The organism is Methylosinus sp. is20ea (assembly GCF_059718135.1).
Window position 1 is genome coordinate 3,400,338 of sequence record NZ_AP046088.1, and the last position, 22,353, is coordinate 3,422,690.

The 22,353-nt window shown below is 62.1% G+C and carries 17 protein-coding genes and 1 tRNA gene; 9 read left to right on the forward strand and 9 right to left on the reverse strand.

What is annotated here, in order from left to right; genetic code table 11:
• The first annotated feature begins 18 nt into the window (after positions 1–18).
• On the forward strand, positions 19–789 hold the full coding sequence (locus tag AC6IY7_RS15890) for an AIPR family protein (RefSeq protein WP_497780381.1): 771 nt from the start codon (positions 19–21) through the stop codon (positions 787–789).
• Positions 790–972: 183 nt separating this feature from the next.
• Here AC6IY7_RS15890 and AC6IY7_RS15895 read toward each other — a convergent pair whose 3' ends face one another.
• Complete coding sequence (locus tag AC6IY7_RS15895) at positions 973–4,128, reverse strand: UvrD-helicase domain-containing protein (RefSeq protein ID WP_497780382.1); 3,156 nt, start codon at positions 4,126–4,128, stop codon at positions 973–975.
• A complete protein-coding gene (locus AC6IY7_RS15900; protein ID WP_497780383.1) occupies positions 4,125–6,749 on the reverse strand; it encodes a PD-(D/E)XK nuclease family protein in 2,625 nt (874 codons plus the stop codon). The genes AC6IY7_RS15895 and AC6IY7_RS15900 overlap by 4 nt, the downstream gene beginning before the upstream one ends.
• Here AC6IY7_RS15900 and AC6IY7_RS15905 point away from each other — a divergent pair.
• A complete protein-coding gene (locus tag AC6IY7_RS15905) occupies positions 6,748–7,572 on the forward strand; it encodes a Ros/MucR family transcriptional regulator (protein WP_497780384.1) in 825 nt (274 codons plus the stop codon). The genes AC6IY7_RS15900 and AC6IY7_RS15905 overlap by 2 nt on opposite strands.
• Positions 7,573–7,585: 13 nt before the next feature.
• On the opposite strand, the gene AC6IY7_RS15910 is transcribed toward AC6IY7_RS15905, so the two are convergent.
• The 4 genes from AC6IY7_RS15910 to AC6IY7_RS15925 form a co-directional block, all read right to left on the reverse strand.
• A complete protein-coding gene (locus AC6IY7_RS15910; RefSeq protein WP_497780385.1) occupies positions 7,586–8,434 on the reverse strand; it encodes a hypothetical protein in 849 nt (282 codons plus the stop codon).
• 92 nt (positions 8,435–8,526) lie between these two features.
• The gene (locus AC6IY7_RS15915) at positions 8,527–9,450 is read right to left on the reverse strand and encodes an HNH endonuclease (RefSeq protein ID WP_497780386.1); all 924 of its coding nucleotides are present in this window, start codon (positions 9,448–9,450) and stop codon (positions 8,527–8,529) included.
• Positions 9,451–9,571: 121 nt separating this feature from the next.
• On the reverse strand, positions 9,572–9,814 hold the full coding sequence (locus AC6IY7_RS15920) for a hypothetical protein (RefSeq protein ID WP_497780387.1): 243 nt from the start codon (positions 9,812–9,814) through the stop codon (positions 9,572–9,574).
• 143 nt (positions 9,815–9,957) lie between these two features.
• Positions 9,958–10,872 carry a helix-turn-helix transcriptional regulator gene (locus AC6IY7_RS15925; RefSeq protein ID WP_497780388.1) on the reverse strand — a complete coding sequence of 305 codons (915 nt, stop codon included), beginning with the start codon at positions 10,870–10,872 and terminating at the stop codon, positions 9,958–9,960.
• A 163-nt stretch (positions 10,873–11,035) separates the two neighbouring features.
• Here AC6IY7_RS15925 and AC6IY7_RS15930 point away from each other — a divergent pair, with 163 nt between their 5' ends.
• The 4 genes from AC6IY7_RS15930 (at position 11,036) to AC6IY7_RS15945 (ending at position 15,910) form a co-directional block, all read left to right on the forward strand.
• Positions 11,036–12,328, forward strand: a complete 1,293-nt coding sequence (locus AC6IY7_RS15930; protein WP_497780389.1) for a nucleotidyltransferase domain-containing protein — start codon at positions 11,036–11,038, stop codon at positions 12,326–12,328.
• Positions 12,321–14,102 (forward strand): ThiF family adenylyltransferase, encoded by a 1,782-nt coding sequence (locus AC6IY7_RS15935; protein WP_497780390.1) that lies wholly within the window; start codon positions 12,321–12,323, stop codon positions 14,100–14,102. The genes AC6IY7_RS15930 and AC6IY7_RS15935 overlap by 8 nt, the downstream gene beginning before the upstream one ends.
• Complete coding sequence (locus tag AC6IY7_RS15940) at positions 14,102–14,614, forward strand: Mov34/MPN/PAD-1 family protein (protein ID WP_497780391.1); 513 nt, start codon at positions 14,102–14,104, stop codon at positions 14,612–14,614. Before AC6IY7_RS15935 ends, AC6IY7_RS15940 begins: the two co-directional genes overlap by 1 nt.
• Before the next feature lie 111 nt (positions 14,615–14,725).
• Positions 14,726–15,910 (forward strand): SAVED domain-containing protein, encoded by a 1,185-nt coding sequence (locus AC6IY7_RS15945; RefSeq protein ID WP_497780392.1) that lies wholly within the window; start codon positions 14,726–14,728, stop codon positions 15,908–15,910.
• 41 nt (positions 15,911–15,951) lie between these two features.
• Here AC6IY7_RS15945 and AC6IY7_RS15950 read toward each other — a convergent pair whose 3' ends face one another.
• Together AC6IY7_RS15950 and AC6IY7_RS15955 are read right to left on the reverse strand one after the other, a co-directional pair.
• Positions 15,952–16,599 carry a phospholipase D-like domain-containing protein gene (locus AC6IY7_RS15950; RefSeq protein ID WP_497780393.1) on the reverse strand — a complete coding sequence of 216 codons (648 nt, stop codon included), beginning with the start codon at positions 16,597–16,599 and terminating at the stop codon, positions 15,952–15,954.
• A gap of 458 nt (positions 16,600–17,057) precedes the next feature.
• Positions 17,058–17,133 (reverse strand) — tRNA-Ile (locus AC6IY7_RS15955).
• Between the two features lie 182 nt (positions 17,134–17,315).
• Here AC6IY7_RS15955 and AC6IY7_RS15960 point away from each other — a divergent pair.
• Both AC6IY7_RS15960 and AC6IY7_RS15965 read left to right on the forward strand, forming a co-directional pair.
• Positions 17,316–18,062: a proteasome-type protease gene (locus AC6IY7_RS15960; protein WP_497780394.1), complete on the forward strand. Its 747-nt coding sequence runs from the start codon at positions 17,316–17,318 to the stop codon at positions 18,060–18,062.
• On the forward strand, positions 18,059–19,045 hold the full coding sequence (locus AC6IY7_RS15965; RefSeq protein ID WP_497780395.1) for an L-threonylcarbamoyladenylate synthase: 987 nt from the start codon (positions 18,059–18,061) through the stop codon (positions 19,043–19,045). Before AC6IY7_RS15960 ends, AC6IY7_RS15965 begins: the two co-directional genes overlap by 4 nt.
• On the opposite strand, the gene AC6IY7_RS15970 is transcribed toward AC6IY7_RS15965, so the two are convergent.
• Positions 19,046–20,083: a C45 family peptidase gene (locus AC6IY7_RS15970; RefSeq protein WP_497780396.1), complete on the reverse strand. Its 1,038-nt coding sequence runs from the start codon at positions 20,081–20,083 to the stop codon at positions 19,046–19,048.
• A gap of 575 nt (positions 20,084–20,658) precedes the next feature.
• On the opposite strand from AC6IY7_RS15970, the gene pgi reads away from it, so the two are divergent.
• Positions 20,659–22,302 (forward strand): glucose-6-phosphate isomerase, encoded by a 1,644-nt coding sequence (pgi, locus tag AC6IY7_RS15975; RefSeq protein WP_497780397.1) that lies wholly within the window; start codon positions 20,659–20,661, stop codon positions 22,300–22,302.
• Positions 22,303–22,353: the final 51 nt, after the last annotated feature.

Below are 22,353 nucleotides of genomic sequence, written 5' to 3' on the forward strand. Positions count from 1 at the left end.
GAGGAAAACGCAGCGCGCATGAAGGAAATAAAAGTTCTATGCAAGATTATTTCGAATGCAGATGATAAAGTCGTAACTAGAGTTGCAATAAACAACAATCGGCAGAATCCGATTGAGCCATGGAATTTGCACGCTAACGATTTGATTCAGCTTGAGATACAAGATAAGTTTGTTGATGATTTGCAGATTTACTACGAACGACAAGAGAATGCATTCGATCAATTAAGCGTTGAAGACCTTGACGATTATGGAATTAAGTCAGATTCTAAAGCGATTCAGATGCTTAAGCTAACACAAACATTTCTGCTCACGGATGGAAGTATTAGTAGACTTTCTGAGATGCGTCGCGTGTTTGAGGACGACAAAGTCTATGAAAGTGTCTTCGATCAGAATCGGCTGCGCGCCGATTCGCGACATATGGTTTTATGTTACAAAATTGAGCGAAGATTGCGCAAGCTGATTGAAGATATAAGGCAAAAAGGTCAGAATAAATATTGGTTTGTCCCAAAGGCCAGATATTTAGTTTGGGCTCTCACCTGTCAGGGCGTCCTAAATGACAAAGAAAATATAGAAAAATACTCTGATGAGGAGGGGCGCTCTTTAAACGTCTCAGCAAATTACGTTTCATATATCTCTAAAATTGCGACGCTAAAAGTTGCTCCGATATTGGGGGAACTTATGGCGGACAAGGATTACGTTGACAAAATACAGGAGGATAAGCTTGGGTTCCTACGAACTGACGCCGCATTCGAGAAGTGTATGAAGATCGCCTACGTAAAGTGGAAGTAGACAAGAAAAAGGCTTGCCTAACTTGTTCCGGGCCTAGGCGGTTCGCATTCGGCGCGGCGCGAGGCATTGCGGCGGACGGCCCGCGCTACCGCGATGTCGGCAATTCGATACCCGTGCCGTGATGACGTGGATCGGGAGGCGGTTGGACCGTCTTCTCCCGCGGAACGAGGATAGCGTTGTCCATCAAGCCTCGACTACCAGCACTTCCCCCGAGATCGGCAGATGCAGCGCGAGGACGACCGGCTTCGACGCCGGCAGGGCCGCTGTGATCGCATCACGATAGAGGCGGAGTTGCCCGGCGTGCTCCCTGACCTTTTTGAGGAACTCACTGGCCCGTCCAGGAAAGCTCTTGTGATCGAACACCACGACGACGTCCGCCGCCTCGACTATCGCGTCGATGCGCCCGGACAGGGTGCGGTCGCCAATTCGCCAAACGATGGGGGCCTCGCGCCGCAGAACTGCCCCCGGCCATCGCTGGTCGATGAAACCGCGGAATCGTGCTCCCATGATCACGACGTCTTTCGGATCGAGCGCGGCGACGCCCCACGCGTCGAGCAGTCGTCGGGCCAGCGCCTGCCGCCGATCGTCATTCCATGAAGGGTCGTCCGCTGCGAGGAAGCGATGGATCGCCTCGCCGACACTCGTCATATCGGGCGTGCCGGCAAACGGAATTCGATGGCCGAGGTCGATCCGTTCGTGGATTTTCGCGTCCTCGACGGCGTGTCCTTCGCTCGGCTTCACGGCGAGCGGCGGAAATTTCTTCGCCGCAGCCGGCGTCACGTAGGAAATCGAGACGACCGAGGGGGCGGCGGTTCCGGCGGGCTTCGGTTCCGTCACGCGAAGCGGGTGGGAAACGCCGTTGACCGTGAACGTTGCGTCGCCGGCCTCCGGAACAGAAATAGCCGGATCGCCCGACGCCGAGTGCAATTCGTCCAGCCAGACCCAGCCCTTCCTCGCTTTTGGGCGCACCAGAACGAGGTAGTCCCGCGCGCGGGTCGCGCCGACGTAAAGCAGTCGCGCCCGCTCCGCCTTGTCTGCGCGCTCTGCTTCGCGGCCGGCTTCGGAATTCGCTGCCTCGCCGTCGAAGTGGACATCGTCCTTCTGCGAGCCGAGAGGCCAAGGCCAGAAGCGGATCCATCGTCCGGCGAGCGGGTCCGTCCAATCGATCTCGGTCGACGTCACGTCGCTGGCGACATGGACACCAAAAGCGTTGCCTTTCGGTTCGTCCTCAAGGTCGGTCAGGACCACGAATGGCCACTCCAGCCCCTTTGACTTGTGATAGGTCAGCACGGTGATCGCGTCCGTGGCGCGGCTCGCCGGCCTGCTCGCCTCCTTTTTCCCGAGCCACGCGCACAGATCGGTCGCCGTCGTCGGCGCGCGTTCGCGGTCACGCTCGTCCTGATAGGCGGCGACGAGCTTTCGAAGCTCTTCGAGGTTCAGCAGACGGTCCTCGAAGGAGCCCCAGCGAGAAATCGCGTTCGCGACGCCGCCTTGGATTAGCACCGCGTCGAGGAATTCGAGAGGCGTCTTGTGGACGGCGCCTTCGGCCACGGCCCGCAGGCCACGCGCAATCGGGACGAGGGCTTCGATTGCTTCGGCCCTGTCCTCGTCGAGGCCGGCGACGAACCAAGCCGGCTGCTCATCGCCATCGCTGAGGAGATGCGCGAGTTCGGCAAGCGCGGCGGTATCTCCACGATCGGCGCACCAGCGCAAAGCCGCCAACGCCAGCTGTCCCTCGAGCATGCCGAAGAGACCGGCTCGTTCGATCGCCACTTTCAGTCCGGCCTTCGCAAGGGTGACGGCGACTCTCGCGCACGCCTTGTTGCCGCGGCAGAGAACCGCGATGTCGCCGGCGACGAGTGGTCTGGCCTTCCCGTCCTCTGCGACGAGCCAGTCGTTCGCGTTGGCGAGGGCATCGATAATCCCGGCGACCGTTCCATCGGTTCTCGGCTGGAGTCCTCGTCCGGCCTCGACGTGCCAGATCGCGAGCGGCGCGGCCTGACCCGGCAGGTCCTCGCGCGCCGTCATTTCGATGCGCGTTTGCTTTGCGGAGATGCCCGACGCTTGAAAGGTCGGAGCGAAGGCGTCGTTGAAGAAGGCGACCAGCCCCGGCCTGCTGCGCCAGTTCTTTTCGAGCGTGTTCTCCGCGCCGTTCGTCGCCTGCATGATTTTCGGCGCAACGTGGGTGATGAGGTCGGGGTCGGCGCCGCGAAAGCCGTAGATCGCCTGCTTGGGGTCGCCGACCCAGACGCTCGACTTCGCGACCCGTGATATCCCGACGAACACGGCCAATTGGAGTGGGCTGGTATCTTGGAACTCGTCGATGAAGACGGACTCCACACGCTCGCTCAATTGCTCTTTCAGCTCCTCCTTGCCGAGGAGTTCGAGAGCCAGCCTGTCCTGGTCGGCGAAATCGACGAAGCCCCATGCCCGCTTGTGCGCCTCATAGGCGCGCATGGCTTCGGCGGCACAGGAGAAGACGCCGACGACGTAGCGCCGGATCTGATCGAGCAGGCGCGGGTGGCGGGCGAAGCCCGCCGCCGCTGTCTTCAGCGGCTCGAATCGCGGCTTGTCGGCCACGGCGACATCGAGCTTGGAGAGTCTGGCCCAACGCTGCCAAGGCGTATCGGCGAGATCCTTGGAGGCGAGGTCGCGGACATCTTCGAGCACGCCCTCTGTCTTCTGTTTCAGTCCGGTGGCGGTCGCATAGCCGGCGATGACCGCGGCCATCGTCGTCTCGACCATGCCGTCGAGATCGGACTCCGTCTCCCCACGGGACTGCGATTGCATCAACTTCTCGAAACCGGCGACGGAGCGTTCGGCGCAGGCGGCAAGATCGTCGGCCCCAATGTTGTTGGCGCGCGCAAGGTCGACGACGTCCTTCACGTCCTTTCGCCAGTCGGACGAGCTATGGGCGTCGTCGTATCCAAAAAGACGCGCGAGGCGCCCGAGTTCGTCGGCATGCACGCCGATCGCCTTGTCGGCGGCTTCGAGGAATACCGCTTTCGCGACGTTTTCATCGACGACATCGACGATAGGCGACAGGCCGAGGCCGAAGGCGAACTCCTTGACGAGGCCGCCGCATACGCCGTTGATCGTCCCGATTCTCGCGCCGAGAAGCCGGATGGCGTTCGCGGCGTCGCCGTGGGCGATCAGCCGGCTGCGGGTGCGTTCGAGCAGTTCCTCCGCCGCCTTAACGGTGAAGGTACTCGCGAGGATGCGATCCGCCGCCCGCCCGTCGGAGATCGCGTCCTTGATGCGTTCCGTCAGGTGGTGGGTCTTGCCCGTGCCGGCCGACGCGGTGACGAGGCCGACAGAGCCTTGTTGGTCGATGCTCATTCATGCGCTCCGCAGACGCCATAGTAGTCGCAACGGCCGCATCGCGGCGGCGTCAGCAGGTAGGTATCCGAAAAGTCAGCCGGCTTCTCGCCGTCGTGCTCGAAAGAGGCCCGGACGTCGCCCGAGCGAATGTCCTGCATGGCCGCGCCGAACGAGACGAGAACCTTCTGCCACGTCTCCTTCGGGGTCGGGCCGTCGACCTCGGTCCCTGCCCCGCCGCCGAGAGGCGTCGCAGTCAGGAAGCGTTTCTGTCGAAGCATGAAGTAGCCGGCGGCGACCTCCGCTTGTTCATCGTCGGCGCCTCCGTTTTGGACGTGATGCGCGTAGACGCCGAGCTGCAACGCCGTGCCATTCTCCAGTTCCCGCCGCATGTAGGTGTCGGTGAAGTACCACTTGAGATCGAGGATGACGGGCCGGCCCAACTCCGTGGCGGCATGGAGATCGATGCTACCTTTTACTCCGACGCCGGGCGCGAGCGTGTCCGGCTTTTTGATTGGCGCCTCAACTCCGACGACGGTGAGTCTTTCCGCGTGCAGGAAGCGGGCGAGTTCGGCCAGGGCGGCGGGAAGCGACCGCCTCGCTGCCGCGAGTTCCCCCGCTGCGCCTGGCAGGAGCAACGTGGCAGCTATCTGCGGAAGAAGCTCCTCTAAGCGCCGCTCCGCGAAAGTTCTGACGGCGTCCGGCGACGGCGGGGTGCCCGGAACGAGAGCGTCCTGAACGATACGATGGGCCACGATGCCGACCAGCTTGTCGATGTCGGGCACGGATTGCCTCACGCCCGGCCGGAGACGACAGGCGTGCTCCAGCGTCCATCGCAGCGGGCAGGAAAGCAGCGTCGAGAGCGACGACGCGGACTCGAACTCGCGCGCAGCAACCGTCTCGGGCGGTGCCTTCCAGATCAGCCGCGGCTCGGATGGCGGGGCCGCTTCCACGGGTGAGCGCACGAGTCGGCGTCCTGCGAAGGAAGGTGCAGGTTCGTTCAAGATGGTCTCGGAGCGCACCGAAATCTCCTCCGCCAGATCGCGTCGGCGTGCCGCGAGCGTATGCCAGAGAGGGTGTGCCGACATCTCGACGCCGGCGGCGAAGGTCGGACGGACGAACAGAACCCTATCACGGGCATGACGCAGAGGACGCTCCCATGCGGCGGCGAGGAGTTCGAGTTCGCGTTCCGGCTCGTCCAATGGGCAGCCGGCCTCCGCCAAGGCGACCCTTTCCCGCCTGTTCCATTTGGCCGAGGCGCTCGTCTCGTCGACGTCGGCGAAATGCCACCACACGACCGTCTTGGCCTCGCCCCAGATCGCGCCCGGATGCGAGACCGCGCGCCATGGAGCCGCTTCGGTGACCGCGAGCGGATCCGAGGCCCCGTCGCCCAGCGCCTGTTCGATCATGCGCTCGATCATTACGCGGTCGAGCCTTTCCACTCCGAGTGTGTCGACCGCCTCCGATAGGTCTGCCGCGACGCTCGCGAGCAGATGGAACAGATGGTCGCCATCATCCGCGTTCGCGCGCAGGAGCGACCAAGCGCCGACGCGATCCGCGATCGCTTTGGCGTCGCACCGGGGCATTCCCACCTTCGGATCATGCCTAGGAGGCTCGACGAAGGCACGCCATTCAGCGATGCGTTTGGCGTCCTTCTTGAAGTCGGAACCTTCCTCTTTGGCGAGCGACTCTTCGATCCCAACCCACGCGGCCAGCCATTCGTAGCCGCCGACGCCGGGCTGGGCCGCGACGACACCGGCCAGCCGGTTTGCGAAGCGCCGCGGGATCGGTCCGATCGGCAGGAGTAGGAAATCGAGAAATCGGTTCGGATCCGGTGGATTCCACGCCAGCGAAAAGGCGAGCGGCAGCACTTGCAAAAGCGCGCGGTGCGGGGATTGCGAGGACTTACCGAGACGCGGCAGGCCGGCCTTCGCCAATGCGTGATCGAGCAGGGAAGTTTCCTTGCCGAGGACGAAGACGGATCCTGCGTTACCGGCGGGATCGGCGGCAAGCCAGGCAGCCAGCGCTTCAGCGGCGACGATTTCCGTGTCGGCGGAAAGCAGAGCGAGACGACCCTCGTCCAATGCGGGAGCGTCCGGCTGATGAACCTGCTCGATGCGGACGCCGCATCGTTCTAGGGTGTCGAGCAGTGTCCTCCACCCAATCGGCAGGAGGACGCGGTCGTCGACAAGCGCGATGGATGATAAACGGAGCGTGGGTGTCTCTTCGAGTGCATCGATGACGGCTCGAAGGCGATCGGATTGCCCCAGCGGCAATTCGGGGCCTGACGTCTCCGCAGCCGACAGATCAGCGAGACGACTTCGCGTGTGTCCGGCGCCAGGTTTCCAACCGGCCTCGATCAATTCGTCGCGCCACGAAAGCAGTTCGCGCGTCGCCGACCATGGATCGACCTCGAACGACTTCGACCAGAACCTGTCGACGCCGGCTTCGTGGAGCTTGCGTTGAAAGATCGCGATCCGCTTCACGGTAGCCGTCTGTGGACACCCCAAGCCGAGCATCGTCTCGACATGATCGAGCAGACGGAGCGGACCGACGACCTCTTGGTCGATTACCGCAGCCCCTGCGCCCGGATGCTCCGGCGATGCACCGGAGTTGGCGAACCATGAAAAGACGAGGCGCATGCAACTGATTCCGAGAAAGGCTGCAAAATACGATCATATGGGATACGGGATTTGGCAATCGAATTTCTTGCTTGAATTGGCGGCTGGGAACGACGGCACTCCCCGTTCAAATGCTTCAGTATCGACATTATGTAATGAAAAAGCCATCATCGATCTGGGCGAGCGAGGGCTCCTGTTCGTCCTACTGAATAGGCGATGGCCGAAGGGTTCGGCCTGCGCGAGTGACAATTACGCCCACGAGCTAGTCAGCAAACAACTTCGTATATGCGTATTGTTCACATCAGCCCCGATTGCTCTATATGCTAATATCGACTCCATTGAAAACGGGTCGCTAGGGGGAAAAGCAATGGCCGAAACCGATGACAAGGCGCTCGTCGCACAAATCCTTTCTTCCTATCTTTCCAATAATATCGTCGCCCCGCCCGATCTGTCTTCCGTCATCGAGACCGTGAAAAAGGCTTTCGGCGGCGGCGCTTCCTCCCCAATTACCGTAACGGAAGAGACGACCGAAAAGAGACAGCCCGCCGTGCCGGTGAAAAAGTCCGTCACATCCGACGCCATCACCTGCCTGTGCTGCGGCGACAAGTTCAAATCCTTGAAGCGGCATATTCAGGCCGAGCACAAGCTCACGCCCGACGAATATCGCGCCGCTTTCGACCTGAAGAAAGACTATCCGATCGTGGCGCCGGATTACGCCGCCCAGCGATCGGCCTTGGCGAAGTCGCTCGGCCTCGGGCGCAAGCCGGCGGCGGCCAAAGCGCGCCTCGCGCCGAAGAAGGCAGTCAATGGACGCGCGCCCAAGAAGGCAGCGGCGAACGCGTGACGTCGTCGCCCTATCAGGCGCCCAAGGGATTCGCGCTCGACCGGCCCACGTTCGCCTCGAAGACGGCCCGCGCGAATCCGGGCGGCGTGACGCTACGAAGGCTTCCGCGCTCATCCGACGGCGGCATGTTGTGGATGAAGAGAGGACGGAACGCGGGGATTTCACGCTTCTGCGGGAAGCGGAACCCGCCGCCGGTCCAGAGGCAGGTGCGCTTCACATAGTCGTCGGCCTCGCCGCCCTCATAGCCGCCGAATTCGTTCGGGTGGAACGAGAAGTCTGGGCGTCGCCAATAGCTGCCGAGCGTGCTGACGGGATTCTCGATCATCCAGGGCGCGCCGCTCCATTCGCAGATTCGCCGACAGGCCTCGACGATCTCGATCGCTTCGGTGAGGCCGCCCATGCCCTTCTCCTTGAACCAGCGGGCGCCGGAAACGGCGAGGTTGGTGCAGGGCGGCGCGGCGAACACGATCGCGTATCGGCGCGGCGGCGGCAGCCACGCCCGGACATCCGCGCCGATCCATGTGATCCCGTCGCGCGCGTGTTCGCCCTCGGGATGCTGGAGGTCGACGCAGAAGGTTTCGAAGCCGGCGTCGGCCCATGGGCGCGCCATGTTGCCGGTACGATCGCAAAGCGAGAGGACGGCGCCTTGGTTGGCGATTATCAGCCGGGCGATCTTCGCCGCCCATGGCGGCACGTCGTCGGCGGAGACCCATCGCGACACCGTCTCCCTGGTCACGCCGAGGGCGCGCGCCATCGGCGCCTTCCAGCGCGCCCCGAACAGGACGAGGCCCGCGCGAACGAAGGAGGCGGATTTCTGGACCGTGATGCTTGGATCACGGTGTTCGGTCGCAATGGCGTCCATGCGAGGCCCCACTCCGTGAGGATATGTCACGGTCGATGGGCGCGAGGATGCGGTAGAGGGCTTGCGTGGGGATGGCGAGGAGGACAAGGTGCTCAGCGCTTAAAGAGGCTCCGATGAAACGCCATATATTTCTCCTGTTTGGCCGAGAATGGACGAACCGGCATCGAAGCCGCATCGGGCATGCGCAGCAATTCAATCACGGCCTTTGAAATTCGCGGCGACACGATGGGACGACCATCCGGGTCGAATGTCAGATAGCCTCGATCGAACATCACGTCATAGGTCGGCGTCAGAAGCAGCCCGTTGTTCCCGTCCAGCCGTTCCCCCGCGTTTTCGCAGAGACTCCAAGGCTTCATATGACTCGCGCGCAACAGAGCAGGTTCTGAAACGCCGGTTATCCTGCACGCGTTTTCGACCCGATAGAGATTATCCTTGTAAACGCCTTGCCCGACGCGAGCACTGATGACAGCCATTCTTTCAGTTTTCGTGAGACCCTTGCTGTCTTCGGGGTCCATGGTCTTCAAGAGATCGGCGATGGACGACGTCAGAAAAGACGATGCTTCCTCGATGAAACGTTCAGGCGTCGCGAGGAAGCAATAAAAACCGAAATAATTTTCGCCGTCGTAGGTTTCTAATACGGGCACGAAGTCACTTGGACGTGCGACGTCCTTTTTGAATCCCCACAGGCCTTCCGAAAGCCATCTTGTGTCGCGTTCCAAATACTGAGGGTCCGTTTTAAGTCCCGCTGCCTCGAGGATCGGCGCGAAGGCGTCCGCTCTCGCCGCCTCGACCCCGGCCCAGAGCGTTCGTCGAGGATCCTGCCAAGCACGATCGAAGTAGAGGCAAAAATCGAGTCGCTTGACTTTTGCAACGCGTACGCCCCAGCCATCTGTCTCGCTCTCGAATGGGGATGTTTGCCCAGCGACATATCTCGAGATTACGGGAACTGAAGAGAGATGAGCGAATACGCGCTCGGCTACGGAGATCAATAAATCCTTGTCATCTTTATCTGGCATGGCAAACTCTCTATAAAACAGAAGAGCCTACATATAACTTAAATCAACGACTACGTCACTGACTTTCCCGATCCGTCAAACGGCTTGTGTCGCGCATATTATATCGGGAGGGAGCCAGCCTCTATAGCACGCGATCGTGGGCGTGAGCGAGATCGCCGCCGCGAATGCTCAGTCCGTTTCCGGCCTCGAATTTCAGCGGCGTCGTGTGAAGGAGGCGCAGCGCGTCGGTCACGTCGTCGAATTCCAGCTTTTCATGCGGGAAGACGTCGGCGTCCCCGCGCTTGAACGGCGCGAGCGTCTTGTCGAGTGCGCCTTGCAGCGAGGCGAACTCGGTAGGAATAAATACGTAGGCGAGTCCGTACATGATCCCTCGATTCAGCGCACGGTCTTCCGCCACTCTTCCATTTCGGCGACAGGTCCGGCAAATTGTCGTACGCGCGCAAAAAAAGCGGCGCGACCGTGATCGCGCATGCCGCGTCGTGGCCGACACCAAGACATGCGCCGCATCTATTTTGGCCGATGGCTGCGGGCCAATGCCTGTTTGGCCATCTCTTGCGCCGATTCCTGCGCGTACGTGACCTGCTCCTTGTTTTTCAGGACTATCTGCTGCTTTTCCGGTGAGAGCACACCAAGCGGCACATCCATATTGTATTGGCTCATCAAATAAAAAGACAAACTCAGACGCAGTGGCATCACAAGTTCATTGTTTATCATATCAAATTCGGCGGCGACGGCCCGCTGCCTTTCGTCGCTCAATTCTGGGTTTGGAATTATGATCAAATCTATTTGTTGATTCCACGCGTAGTCCAATGAAAAGTCGATGTTTGTTTTCTCGGAATCCATGACAGTCACAATCCGACTGAGATGATAATCACGAAAGTCGTTATGTTCGCGGGACCATGCCCTGATGTACCAACGGCCTGCACTTTGGGTGAGAGCATGAGGCGCGATTTTTCGAATTCCGTGCGGTGTCCCGGTCACGGATTGGTATTCGATCGTGATTTCCCGCCTGAGGCGTATCGCGTCCAACACTCCAAGCAGCACTTCTGGAACGGTATCCCGCCGCGGTAGGTCGACGACTTCGTAGGAAGGCAATTCCTCGAACCACGTCTCGTCCTTGGTCATCCAGTCGTTCTTCAGGGCGACCATTCTGAGAAGATGCCGATCGGCGCTTTTCCCCACGAAAAATGGACGATAGCCCGCCAGCCGAAGATAGGTCTTCGCGCCGGTGTCGTAGTCCATGTTCCCCGCAGCTAGCTGCTGATAGAGCTGAAGGTCCGCAGAGGCTTGTTGTGTCGAGATGCCGAAGACCTTGGAAAGGTCCGCCCGGTTGACCCGGCCCTCCCAGAACAATCGGAAATCGATGAACTCGAGGCGGCGCTTCACGCCCCATTTGAGGGAGTCTGTCGCTTCAGTTGTCACGGCATCAGCCTACTTTTTTCGTTTTTTATCGTAGATGCGTCTATAAAATTTGACTCATAGGCGCGATACATATATTTAAATGACCCATGGCCGATCCGCAACCTCCTATGCGGCTGCCCCGACGAAATCGAAGGCGAGGCCTTCATCGTCGTCATTGGAGAGAATGAGTTTCGACGACCGATCATCGAGAGATCGCTCGATTCCCCAGCGATCCGCCGAAATTCATCGCAACGGCAAGGAAGTTGAAATGAACGCCTTCACCAAATTCTCGGATTTCAACGAAAATTCCGAGGAGTTCCTCGAGGATCTCGTCGACGAGTTGGAAGTCCCTGCAACGCGCTATGAGGCTGCGGAGCATAGTTACAAATCATTGGGGGAGTGGCTTCACCGCGATGATTCCAGCGTGCGCGACTATGATCCGCAGGTCTACGTGCAGGGATCTTTCCGGCTCGGCACCGTGATCAGGCCCCGTACCGAAGACGCCGAGTACGACGTCGATTCTGTTTGCGAATTCGCCGCTCTGACGAAGGCCGGCATTACTCAGAAGGATCTGAAGAAAAAGCTCGGCGTTGAGGTCGAGAGCTATCGCCAAAGCAAAAAGATGGACAAGCCATTGAAAGAAGGGCGTCGATGCTGGACTCTCCAATACGCCGACGGCGCAAAATTCCATATGGACATCGTTCCTGCGCTTTCGAACGAGGATCGTCTGCGCAAATTGCTCGCTGAACACAAGTTGAACGACCAGTTCGCCTCGACCGCGATCGCGATCACCGACAACGAAGTCTCCAACTACTCAGACATCTGCGAGGATTGGCCCCGATCGAATCCGAAGGGCTATTGCGAATGGTTCAAGACCCGCATGGCCGTCGTCCTGGAAAAAGGGCGTCGTCGGATGGCCGAGAAGATGCAGGCGAGCGTGGAGGAAATCCCCGACTACAAGGTCCGCACCCCTCTTCAATCAGCCATCATGCTGCTCAAGCAACACCGCGATATTTCGTTCGCGGAGCGGGCGGACGAGGCGCCCATATCGATCATCATCACGACCCTGTCCGCGAAGGCCTATGAGGGCGAGGAGAAAATCGGGGCGGCGCTGAAGGCCATTCTTACAAAAATGGATCGCTTCATCACGGAGATCAACGGCGTCTACGTCATCACGAATCCGACCGACGAGTTGGAGAATTTCGCCGACAAATGGGTCGATCATCCGGAACGCGCCAAGGCATTCTTCGAGTGGCTCGACATGGCGCGAAGGGATTTCGACAGTCTCGCCAAGTCGGCCGATCGGGATCAGATGGAACGCCTGATGAAAGGCTCCGTGGGTCAGGACTTGGCTAAGCGAGCCCGCCAGCGTCGCCTCCCGGCGGCGCCGGCGGTGCTCACCAAGGGACTGATCAAGGATGCCGTCGATCAGAATCCAAACGCCGTCAATCTGAAGGGCGGCGGCAGATATGCCTGATTCCCCCACGGTTGCGGAGCGTCACGAAGAGGCCGTGCGCGATGTGGAAGGATGGCTCGAGGCGGCGCTGCGGACGCCTCGTCGCCTTTCCCGAGACGATATCGCGCGATATTCCGCCCATGGCATCATTCGTGGTTGGCGAGTCCCGGTCGAAGTTGCCGGTGAGACGCAAGAGTTCGACATCATTATTACGGCGGCGTTTCCGTACCTGCCGCCCCGCATTGCTCTTGCTTCACCGCCTTCGTTCCTGACTTGGCCACACGTCGAGCGCGATGGCGTCCTCTGCCTCACGCCCGACCACACAACGTTTTCGACCGGCGCTCCAATATCCGTCATCGGCGCTCTACTACAAAGAGCGTGTGATCTGCTCTCGCAGATCGCCGCTGGAGGGGCGTCAGAAGATTTTAAATCGGAGGTCGTCTCCTATTGGAGTCAGGATGCCAGTCTCAAACGCGCGAGAATACTCAGCCTGATCGTCGGCGGCTGGACGCAGAGCCGCATCGTAAAATGGCGGCTGGTAGAAAATTCCATCATTGTCGCGAACGACGATCATGCGATCTCAAGATGGATCCATAATCGTTTTTCCAAGACGCAATCAATCAAGACATCGATCGGCGCTTTGATTCGCCTGAACGACTCGTTGACGCCCGATCGGTTCCCCAGAACAGGATCGGACGTCTACCGGCTCGCGGATTCGGTCGGATGCGCGCACTTGCTCGACCAAGCGGCGGCTCGGGATCCGCAGGAAGTCGTGGCGATTTTCAGCCTCCCTGCTGCTGATGGCCATGCGGTGGTCGCCACGGTGGTCGAGCATCCGAAACGTCGCCACGGCGAGGGGATCACGAACGGCTTCCGAAAGGGCGGGGGAGCCATATCGTCTGTGATGGGCGCACGTTATTTCGGCTCGCTGCCATGTCTCAGAGCGCCCGTCGAGCGAATAGACGCGGCTTGGATCCATGGACGCGACAGGGACGTCCGAATTGCGGAACTGCAAAAGGCGAAAGTTGCAGTCTTCGGTTGCGGGTCGGTCGGCGCTCCAGTCGCGACCATGCTCGCCGAAGCGGGCGTCGGGCATCTCCTTCTGGTCGACAAGGACACCTTGGCCGCCGCGAATGTCGGTCGGCATCCGCTCGGCATCGACGCGCTCGGACGGCACAAATCGGAGGCGCTGGCGCTCCTGCTGCGCAAATGCTACCCGCATCTTTGCATCGACTACGAAGTTTCGTCGGTCGAAAACATGCTGTTGTCGAGTTCGAAACAGATGGAAGGGATCGATCTGATCGTTTCCGCGCTCGGCTCATGGCCGGCGGAGGCGCTGCTCGATCAATGGCATTCGGCCAGCGCGGCTCCACCAGCGATCGTTTATGGATGGACCGAGCCTCATGCCGCCGCTGGGCAGGCTGTCGTGCTGAAAGGCGACGGAGCGAGACTTCGGGACGGCCTCGACGAGACGGGAACGCCGCTCCTGCAAGTAACCGAGTGGTCGGAAGACATGAACCTGCGCGCGGAGCCGGCGTGCGGCGCGTTCTTTCAGCCGTACGGCCCGATCGAGGTCGGCTACATCAACAATATGATCGGCGAACTCTGCCTCGACGTGCTTCTGGACCAGGTGGACGACGCGACCCACCGAATATGGGCCGCTCGCGACAGTTTGCTGGCCAGCGCTGGCGGGCAATGGACAGAGCGATGGACCAGCATCATGAATGAAGAAAGAGGCCGTCAAGGCGGTATATTCGAACGGCGATGGGCCGCAGAGACGCTGCGGGCGAATTGATGCGTTACAAAATTGGAATATCGGGCCAATCGCTGTCCTTCGCATCCTCCGTGCTGGAACATTTCATCAGGCATCGCCAGACCCGCTTTTGGCGCGCCGAGGCCGGTGGACTGCTCTTCGCTAAGGTGTCTCCCGAGGTCATCGACGTTGTCACCGCCACCGGCCCGAGATCAACGGACGGGCGTTCGCGCTGGCGTTACTCCCCCGACCGAGAGGCGGAGCAACGCGAGATCGACCTGCTCCACGCGCAGGGACAGCACTTGGTTGGCTTTTGGCATACGCATCCAGAAATGTTTCCGAGTCCTTCGAAGATGGACAGCGACAGCATCACGGAATCGTTTCGCATGTCGAAGCACCAGTTGAACGGATTCGTTCAGGTGATAGTGGGGCAGCATCAGTTTCCGCCGGGTCTGTACGTCGGAGTCGGGGACGGCTCGCAAGTGTATCGGCTCTCTCTGGATCATGAATGCCGTATGCCCACGGCATCGCCGGGACGACGCGAATTGCCGTGATCGCTTGTCCGACCGGTCGCACGGCGTTGGCCGTTATTGTGTCGACCCATTACGGCGATCTCGGTTGTGTTCGAGACGTAGCTGTATGAATCAATACGAAGAGGAATTGGAATGGACGCGACGAACAAAACCCCTTCAAAAAGCGGGCGAACGAACAAACTAACCGCGAAGACTCGTTATGTTCTCTGGGCGAGGGCGGCTGGGCGATGCGAATATGAGGGCTGCAATAAGTCGCTCATCGGCGATCTGATATCGGGCAATGAAGACAAGAACTACGGCTTTGTCGCGCACGTCGTCGCCGATCGCGTCACGGGACCAAGAGGCGATCGTGTACGTTCCGAACTCCTTTCGGACGACATCGCCAATCTGATGCTCTTGTGCCAAGTGCATCACAAGCTGATCGACGATGATGACGTCGATGGTCATCCAGAGGAGCGATTGCTCGCAATGAAGAAGGCGCACGAAGACCGCATCGCAATCGTAGCCGACATTCACGAAGATCGCGCCACGCACGTCCTGCGCTACGCCGCCAACATCGGCGGTCACGAATCGCCCGTCGCGTACGAGCACGTCAGCGCGGCTCTCCTCCCGGAACGGTATCCCGTCAACGGACGCCATACGATCGATATCGAAGTGCGGGGATCTTCGGACCGGGATCACGCGCCAGAGTATTGGGCCAATCAGCGCAAGTCGCTTCGGTATGCCTTCTCCACAAAGGTACGCGAGCGAATCGAATCTAGAGAGATTCGTCACCTGTCCGTTTTCGGTCTCGCGCCCCAGCCGCTGCTGATGGAGCTTGGCCGATTGCTGGGCGACATCGCCCCGACAACAGTCCACCAACTCCATCGAGAGCCGAAGGGATGGAAATGGCTGGACGGCGGCCCACCAATCGAATTCGAGATTCGTCGACCCAACGAGGCTGTCTCGCCTCGCGCCGCGCCGATCGCCTTGGTCCTGGCGCTGAGCGCCACAGTCATCGACGAGCGGATCGCGGCGGTTCTGGGGGCGGATACGGTTATCTGGTCGATTTCGGCCAAGAATCCGCACAACGACATCATGAAGCGCTCGTCGGACCTGGCCGAATTCCGCCGCCTGATGCGTTCGCTTCTGAACGAGATCAAAGCTAGGCACGGTGAGGATGCGAAGATCAATGTCTTTCCGGCCATTCCAGTTTCTGCGGCGATTGAGGTGGGCCGCGTTTGGATGCCGAAAGCCGATCTGCCTCTCGTCGTCTACGACCAAAACAACCGCTTGGGCGGCTTCGAAATGGCGCTCGAAATCAACGAAACAGCGTAGGATCGTTGCCGATCACAGTCCTGCGACACGCTGGCTTCGCTTCAACGCGCCGCCTTCCGCCACCCAGCGGCGACCGCCTCCGCCTCGGAGCAGAACCAGTGCTTGCCGGCACCCTTCATCGTCACGCGACTATAGCCGCGCCGTTCAGGCAGATGATAGATTCTCTCGCCCTTGTGATTCACGTTGCCCTTGATCGCGCAGGCCGCGCCGCCGCGTTCGGGTGCGCGGCTATCGGTTGGCGTCGACCACGGGATGGCGGACGTCCATATCGACTCGAAACGGACCTCGAACGCGCCGACAGCCTTGTGGTCGGACAGGACGATAAGGTCGTTGTCCTGCTTCTTCAGCCCGGATGCCGAGAGGTTCGCGGAGCCCGAGCGCAGCACGACGCCGTCGATGGCGTAGGCCTTGAAATGCATATGAGGGCCGGGCGTCTTCATGCGGACGTCGTCGGAGATCCCGCGCAGCAGGTCGACGGCGTGGCTCTGGCCGGAGTCGAGGACGATGCGGACCGCGACGCCGCGCTGGCTGGCGTCGACTAGCGCGTCCACGACCGGACGGTCGGTCAGCGTGTAGGCCGCGATGTCGATGGTCTTGCGCGCCGAGCGGATCAGCGAGAGGTCGATGCGCTCAAGATTTTCGACCGGTGCGTAGTGGATCTCGACCTGCTCGGCGTGGGCCGGCCGCAATGAAGCCGCCAACATCAAAAGCCAAAGAAGCGCGACAACCGGCAGACCATGGGCGGAGCTCCGCCGGTAGACCCTTGCCGGAACACCGCGACGTTGTGAGAACATATACAGAACACATGAGGTGCTGTCTATGCAGTTCTGTCGTTATCAGGTTGCTCTTTGTGGCTGAGATAGGACGGACAAATCGCCCCGATGGTCGACCAAGACGCCATCATCCGGGAAGCCAGTTAACAGCATGAATTCAAATGATTATTTTCTCAAGTGACCATTCGCGGCAACCAACGAGTCAAAGCTATTGAAAGAGGCGAGTCAGGCTTATTGGAGACGAGGAGTCCGCCCTATTGAAAAACGAGGAGTCGGCGTTCCTGAAAACGACGAGTCATCGCTACTGAGAAAAAAGGAGTCAAATCGTGAAAAAAGGAGTCGGTTCTCGTGAAAACCGACACGATGGACCGCCCTGGTGGGCCGGGTAGGACTCGAACCTACAACCAGACCGTTATGAGCGGCCGGCTCTAACCATTGAGCTACCGGCCCAGCCGCCGTTTCGGCCGGGATCACCGTTCCTATAGCGGATTCGCGCCGCGCCGCAACGTCCGATCGAAAATTGGGCGCCGGCGGATTTTCGTGCGACGAAGTCCGTTGCGATGGGCTAAGTTGCCGCGCCCGCCCGCCGGACGCGCCCGGCGTCGGAGCCGGGCCAACGCATCGGAGCGGCGATGACCTATTGTTGTGGCATTCTCGTGCGCGGCGGCCTCGTCATGATCGCCGACACCCGCACCAACGCCGGGCTCGACAATATCTCCACCTTTCGCAAGCTCCATGTTTTCGAGCAGCCGGGCGAGCGCGTCATGATGCTCGCCACCGCCGGCAATCTCTCCGTCACCCAGGGCGCCGTCACTCTGCTCGCGGAAGGTCTCGAAAATCCCGAGACCCATGAGCTCGAGAGGCTCGCCGATGCGCGCGGAATGCTGCAGGCTGCGCAGCTCGTCGGCCGCGCCGTGCGGCGCTCGCACGCCATCGCCGGGGAGGGGGCCGAGGATTCTGGCGTCAGCTTCGACGTGTCGCTGCTGTTCGGCGGCCAGATCGGCTCCGGCCAGCTGCGGCTGTTCATGGTCTATACCGCCGGCAATTTCATCGAATGCACGCAGGACACGCCCTATCTGCAGATCGGCGAGCACAAATACGGCAAGCCGATCCTCGACCGCGCCGTCTCCTTCGACACCGATGTGCTCGATGCGCTCAAGATCGGGCTCATCTCCATGGATTCGACGATCCGCTCCAATCTGTCCGTCGGCCTGCCCATCGATGTCGCATTATTGCGCCGCGACGCGCTGCGCACCGATGTCTCGACGCGCATCGACGGCTCCGATCCCTACTTTCGCGATTTGCGCGAGAGCTGGTCGCGCGCGCTGCGCGCCGCCCATATCGCCATTCCCACGCCGCCCTATGGCGGGGCGCGATGACGCGTGGCGAGGACGGCGCGTCGCGGCGCGCGCCGGCCGGCGAGGAGGCGATCGAAAAAGGCGCGCGCATTTTGCGCGAGGGCGGGCTCGTCGCTTTCCCGACCGAGACGGTCTATGGGCTAGGGGCCGATGCGACCTCGGCCGCGGCGGTCGCGAAAATCTACGCCGCCAAGGGCCGGCCGAGCTTCAATCCGCTCATCGCCCATGTCGCAGATCTCGACGCGGCGCGGCGGGAGGCCGAGCTGCCGCCGGCGGCGCTGCGGCTCGCCGAGGCCTTCTGGCCGGGGCCGCTGACGCTGGTGGCGCCGCGGGCGGCGGGCGGCTCGGTCTGCGATCTCGCCCGCGCCGGCCTCGCCAGCGTCGCGCTGCGGGTCCCCTCCGCGCCAGTGGCACGCGCGCTCATCGTGGCGGCGGGGCGGCCGATCGCCGCGCCTTCGGCCAATCGCTCCGGCCATGTCAGCCCGGTGACGGCGCGCCATGTGCTGGAGGATCTCGGCGAGCGCGTCGATCTCGTCATAGACGGGGGGCGCGCCGATAAGGGCGTCGAATCGACGATCGTCTCCGTGCTCGGCGAGCGGCCGCGGCTGCTACGGCCCGGCGCGCTGACGAGGGAGGCGCTCGAGGAGGTTTTGCGCGCGCCGCTCGAGGCGGGAGAGGGCGGCGGCGCGGTGGCGATCGTCGCGCCGGGGATGACGGCCTCCCATTATGCGCCGCGGGCGCGGCTGCGGCTGGAGGCGGCCGAGCTGCGCGAGGGGGAGGCCGGACTGGACTTCGGCGGCCGTTTCGGCGCCGGCGAAGGGCATGGGCCGCTCCTGGATTTGTCGCCCTCGGCCGATCTCGCGGAGGCGGCGGCCAATCTCTTCCTCTATTTGCGCGAGCTGGACGCGCGCGGCGCGGCTTTCGTCGCTGTCGCGCCGATCCCGGCGCGCGGGCTCGGCGAGGCGATCAATGATCGGCTGCGGCGCGCCGCGGCGCCGAAGTGATCAGGCGGCGATAGCGGCGACGCCGTCGCAGAGGCGGAAATCCGCCGTCGCCGGCTCCGGCAGTTGACGCCAGGGCGCGCATTCATAGCCGCGCGCGGCCAAGCCGCCGTCGCGGGCGGCGGTCATCTCGACGACGAGCCGCGTCGTGTGATTGAGCACGGGCGGAACCGCCCAGGCGAAAGACGCGGCGCCGGCCGGCGTTCCCCGCATCAGCGCGCGGCGGGCTTCGTTATTCTCCGGGCCCATGCGCCCGCGCCAGCCGGAGCGCGGGTCCTGCCAATCATTGGCGACGATGACCGGTCCGCGCAGGACCTCGGCGTCGCGCTCCGTCCTCTCGATCAGCGCGATCTCATGCGGCCTCGTCCCGGTGAGGGTGAACAGCGCCGGCCGCGCCAGCGGCTCGCGCGCGAGCAGGGCGACCGCTTCCTCGAAAGTCGCGCAAGTCTCGAAAGCGTAGCGCAGCAGATGATCGGGCGGCCAGCCAGTCTCATTTTTCAGGGCATTGGTCAGATTGAGCGCGAAATCATACGGAAAGGCGGCGGCGCCGTCGATGCGGCGGCGCATCGGCGCCTGATTGATGACCGCCGAGAAGCGGCCCGGCGCCATGGCCGTCAGCACGCCGATCGCGCCGGGCCAGGTCACATTGTAGAAGCCTCCCGCGGGCCCGGCGGTCCAGGCGATCTCGACGCCGCGGCCGAGGCCGCGAAAGGGCCAGTCGAGCGAGCGACGGATCGTCGGCGCGCCGAGCGGATCGACGAAGGCTTGGGTGGTGCAGGCGAAGAGATAGGACAGATTGAGCGTCGCCGCGCCGTGAAACCCCAATATCTCGGCGATGCGCTCCAAATCCTCGAAATAGCGGGACGCCGATTTCCGCAGCCAGGCTCGCGCCAGACGGTCGACCGGCGCGAGGCAGACATGGCCCCAGCGCGGCATAGGCGCGAGGCAGGCGTCGCGCAGCGCCAAGGCGGCCGCGACGCGCGCGGCCGCATGGGCGATCGGCCCGCCTTCGCGCACATCGAGCAGGGGAATCTGCCGCATTCCGAATGTCCTCCGATGTCATCCAATCGAAACAATTCTCACATGCGACTGTCATAATATAGGGCGTCCTACGCATTTCGCCGCAAAGCGCGGTGGTTCTCGCAAAGGCGATGAGGCGTGCGTCGACGCTGCGCCTGCGGCGAGCGCGTGATCGCGAGGTCGGGAGAAAGGCGTCTTGCGGCGCGCCCTCGCGCTGCGGCGAGGGCCGGCGTTTTCAGCCGAGCATCGTCGCCACGAGCAGCGAATAGCGGCTCGAATTCGATCGCGCGCCGGCGGACGCGTTCTCTCGCCTCCTCCGACGATAGGCGGAACGAGCATGAAAAAGGCCGCGAGCGCGTCGGCTATTCATCGACGATTCACCTGCGATTTACGAAAACCGTGGAGGCCGAGCAAAGGCTGTACGGCTCGAGCGTCGGCGACCAGCTCTCGAGCGTGGCGCCGACTCGCTCGGATCGTGCGTTTGTGCTCTAAGTTTCGTCCCGCAGATCGGCGATCGAGCGCTTCGCTGGTCGCATGGTCTCGGGCGGGGCCGCGGCCGGTCCTGTGATTTCGTCTTTCTTCCGAGGCAGTCCCGAATGTACCGTTCGAAAGTCGTCGAGGCGATCGAGGCGCTGCGAGTGCATGCCGAGCAGCTGCGCTCCTCGCGCACGGTCGATCTGTTCGACGCCGACTCCGATCGCTTTGCAAAATTCTCAGTGGCGCTCGACGATTTTTTGTTCGATTTCTCCAAGCATCGCATCGACGCCGAGATGCTGCGTCTGCTCGTCGAGCTGGCGCGCGCCGCCGATGTCGAGGGGGCGCGCGCGGCTCTGTTCGCCGGCGCGCCGATCAATCTCACCGAGCGCCGCGCCGCCGCTCATTGGGCGCTGCGCGATCTCTCGCAGCGGCCGCTCATCGTCGAAGGCGAGGATGTGCGCGGCGCCGTCGAGGCGGAGCGGGAGAAGGTCTACGCCTTCGCGCGCGCGGTGCGCTCGGGCGCGCTGCGCGGCGCTAGCGGGGAGCTTTTCACCGATGTCGTCAATATCGGCATAGGCGGCTCGGATCTCGGGCCGGCCATGGCGGCGCGCGCGCTCGCGCCCTTCGCGAAAGAGGGGCCGCGCGCGCATTTCGTGTCCAATCTCGACGGCGCCGACATTGGCGACACGCTCGCCGGCCTCGATCCGGCGCGCACTTTGTTCATCGTGTCGTCGAAGACCTTCACCACGCAGGAGACGATGGCCAACGCCGCGAGCGCGCGCGCCTTCATCGTCGCGGCGCTGGGCGAGGCGGCGGTGGCCGCGCATTTCGCCGCCGTTTCGACGCGGCTCGACAAGGTCGCCGAATTCGGCGTCGATTCATCACGCGTCTTCGGATTCTGGGACTGGGTCGGCGGACGCTATTCGATCTGGTCGGCGATCGGCCTCTCGCTCGTCATCGCTATCGGCCCGGAAAATTTCACCGAATTTCTGCGCGGCGGCTCCGACATGGACGCGCATTTCGAGACCGCGCCGCTCGAGCGCAATATTCCGGTCCTGATGGGCCTCATCGGCGTGTTGCACCGCGACGTCGAGGGCAGGGCGGCGCAGGCCGTCATTCCCTATGATCAGCGCCTCGCGCGCTTTCCCGCCTATCTGCAGCAGCTCGATATGGAGTCGAACGGCAAATCGGTGACGCGCGACGGCGGCGTCGCGGAATTCGCGACGGGGCCGATCGTCTTCGGCGAGCCAGGCACCAATGGCCAGCACGCTTTCTTCCAATTGCTGCATCAGGGAACCGATGTCACGCCGATCGATTTCCTGATCGCCGCCGAGCCGACCGACGCCGACGCGCATCACCATGCGCTGCTCTTCGCCAATTGCCTCGCGCAGAGCGAAGCGTTCATGCGCGGGCGCACGCTGGCGGAGGCGAAGGCGCAGCTCGCCGTTCAGGGCCTCGACGCCGCGCGCGTCGACGAGCTCGCGCCGCACAAGGTTTTCTCGGGCGATCGGCCGAGCAGCGTGCTGCTGTATCGCCGGCTCGATCCGCGCACGCTCGGCCGGCTCGTCGCGCTCTATGAGCACAAGGTCTTCGTGCAATCGGTGATCTGGGACATCAACCCATTCGATCAATGGGGCGTGGAGCTCGGCAAGGAGCTCGCCAATCGCCTCGCGCCCATCGTCGAGAATGCGGATGCGCCGCTCGATGGGATCGACGCTTCGACCGCGGGACTCATCGCCTGGCGGCGGGAGAAGGGCGCCTGAGCCGTCAGGCGGCTGCTGTTTCGCCTTTCACCCGCAAGACGACGCGCCAAT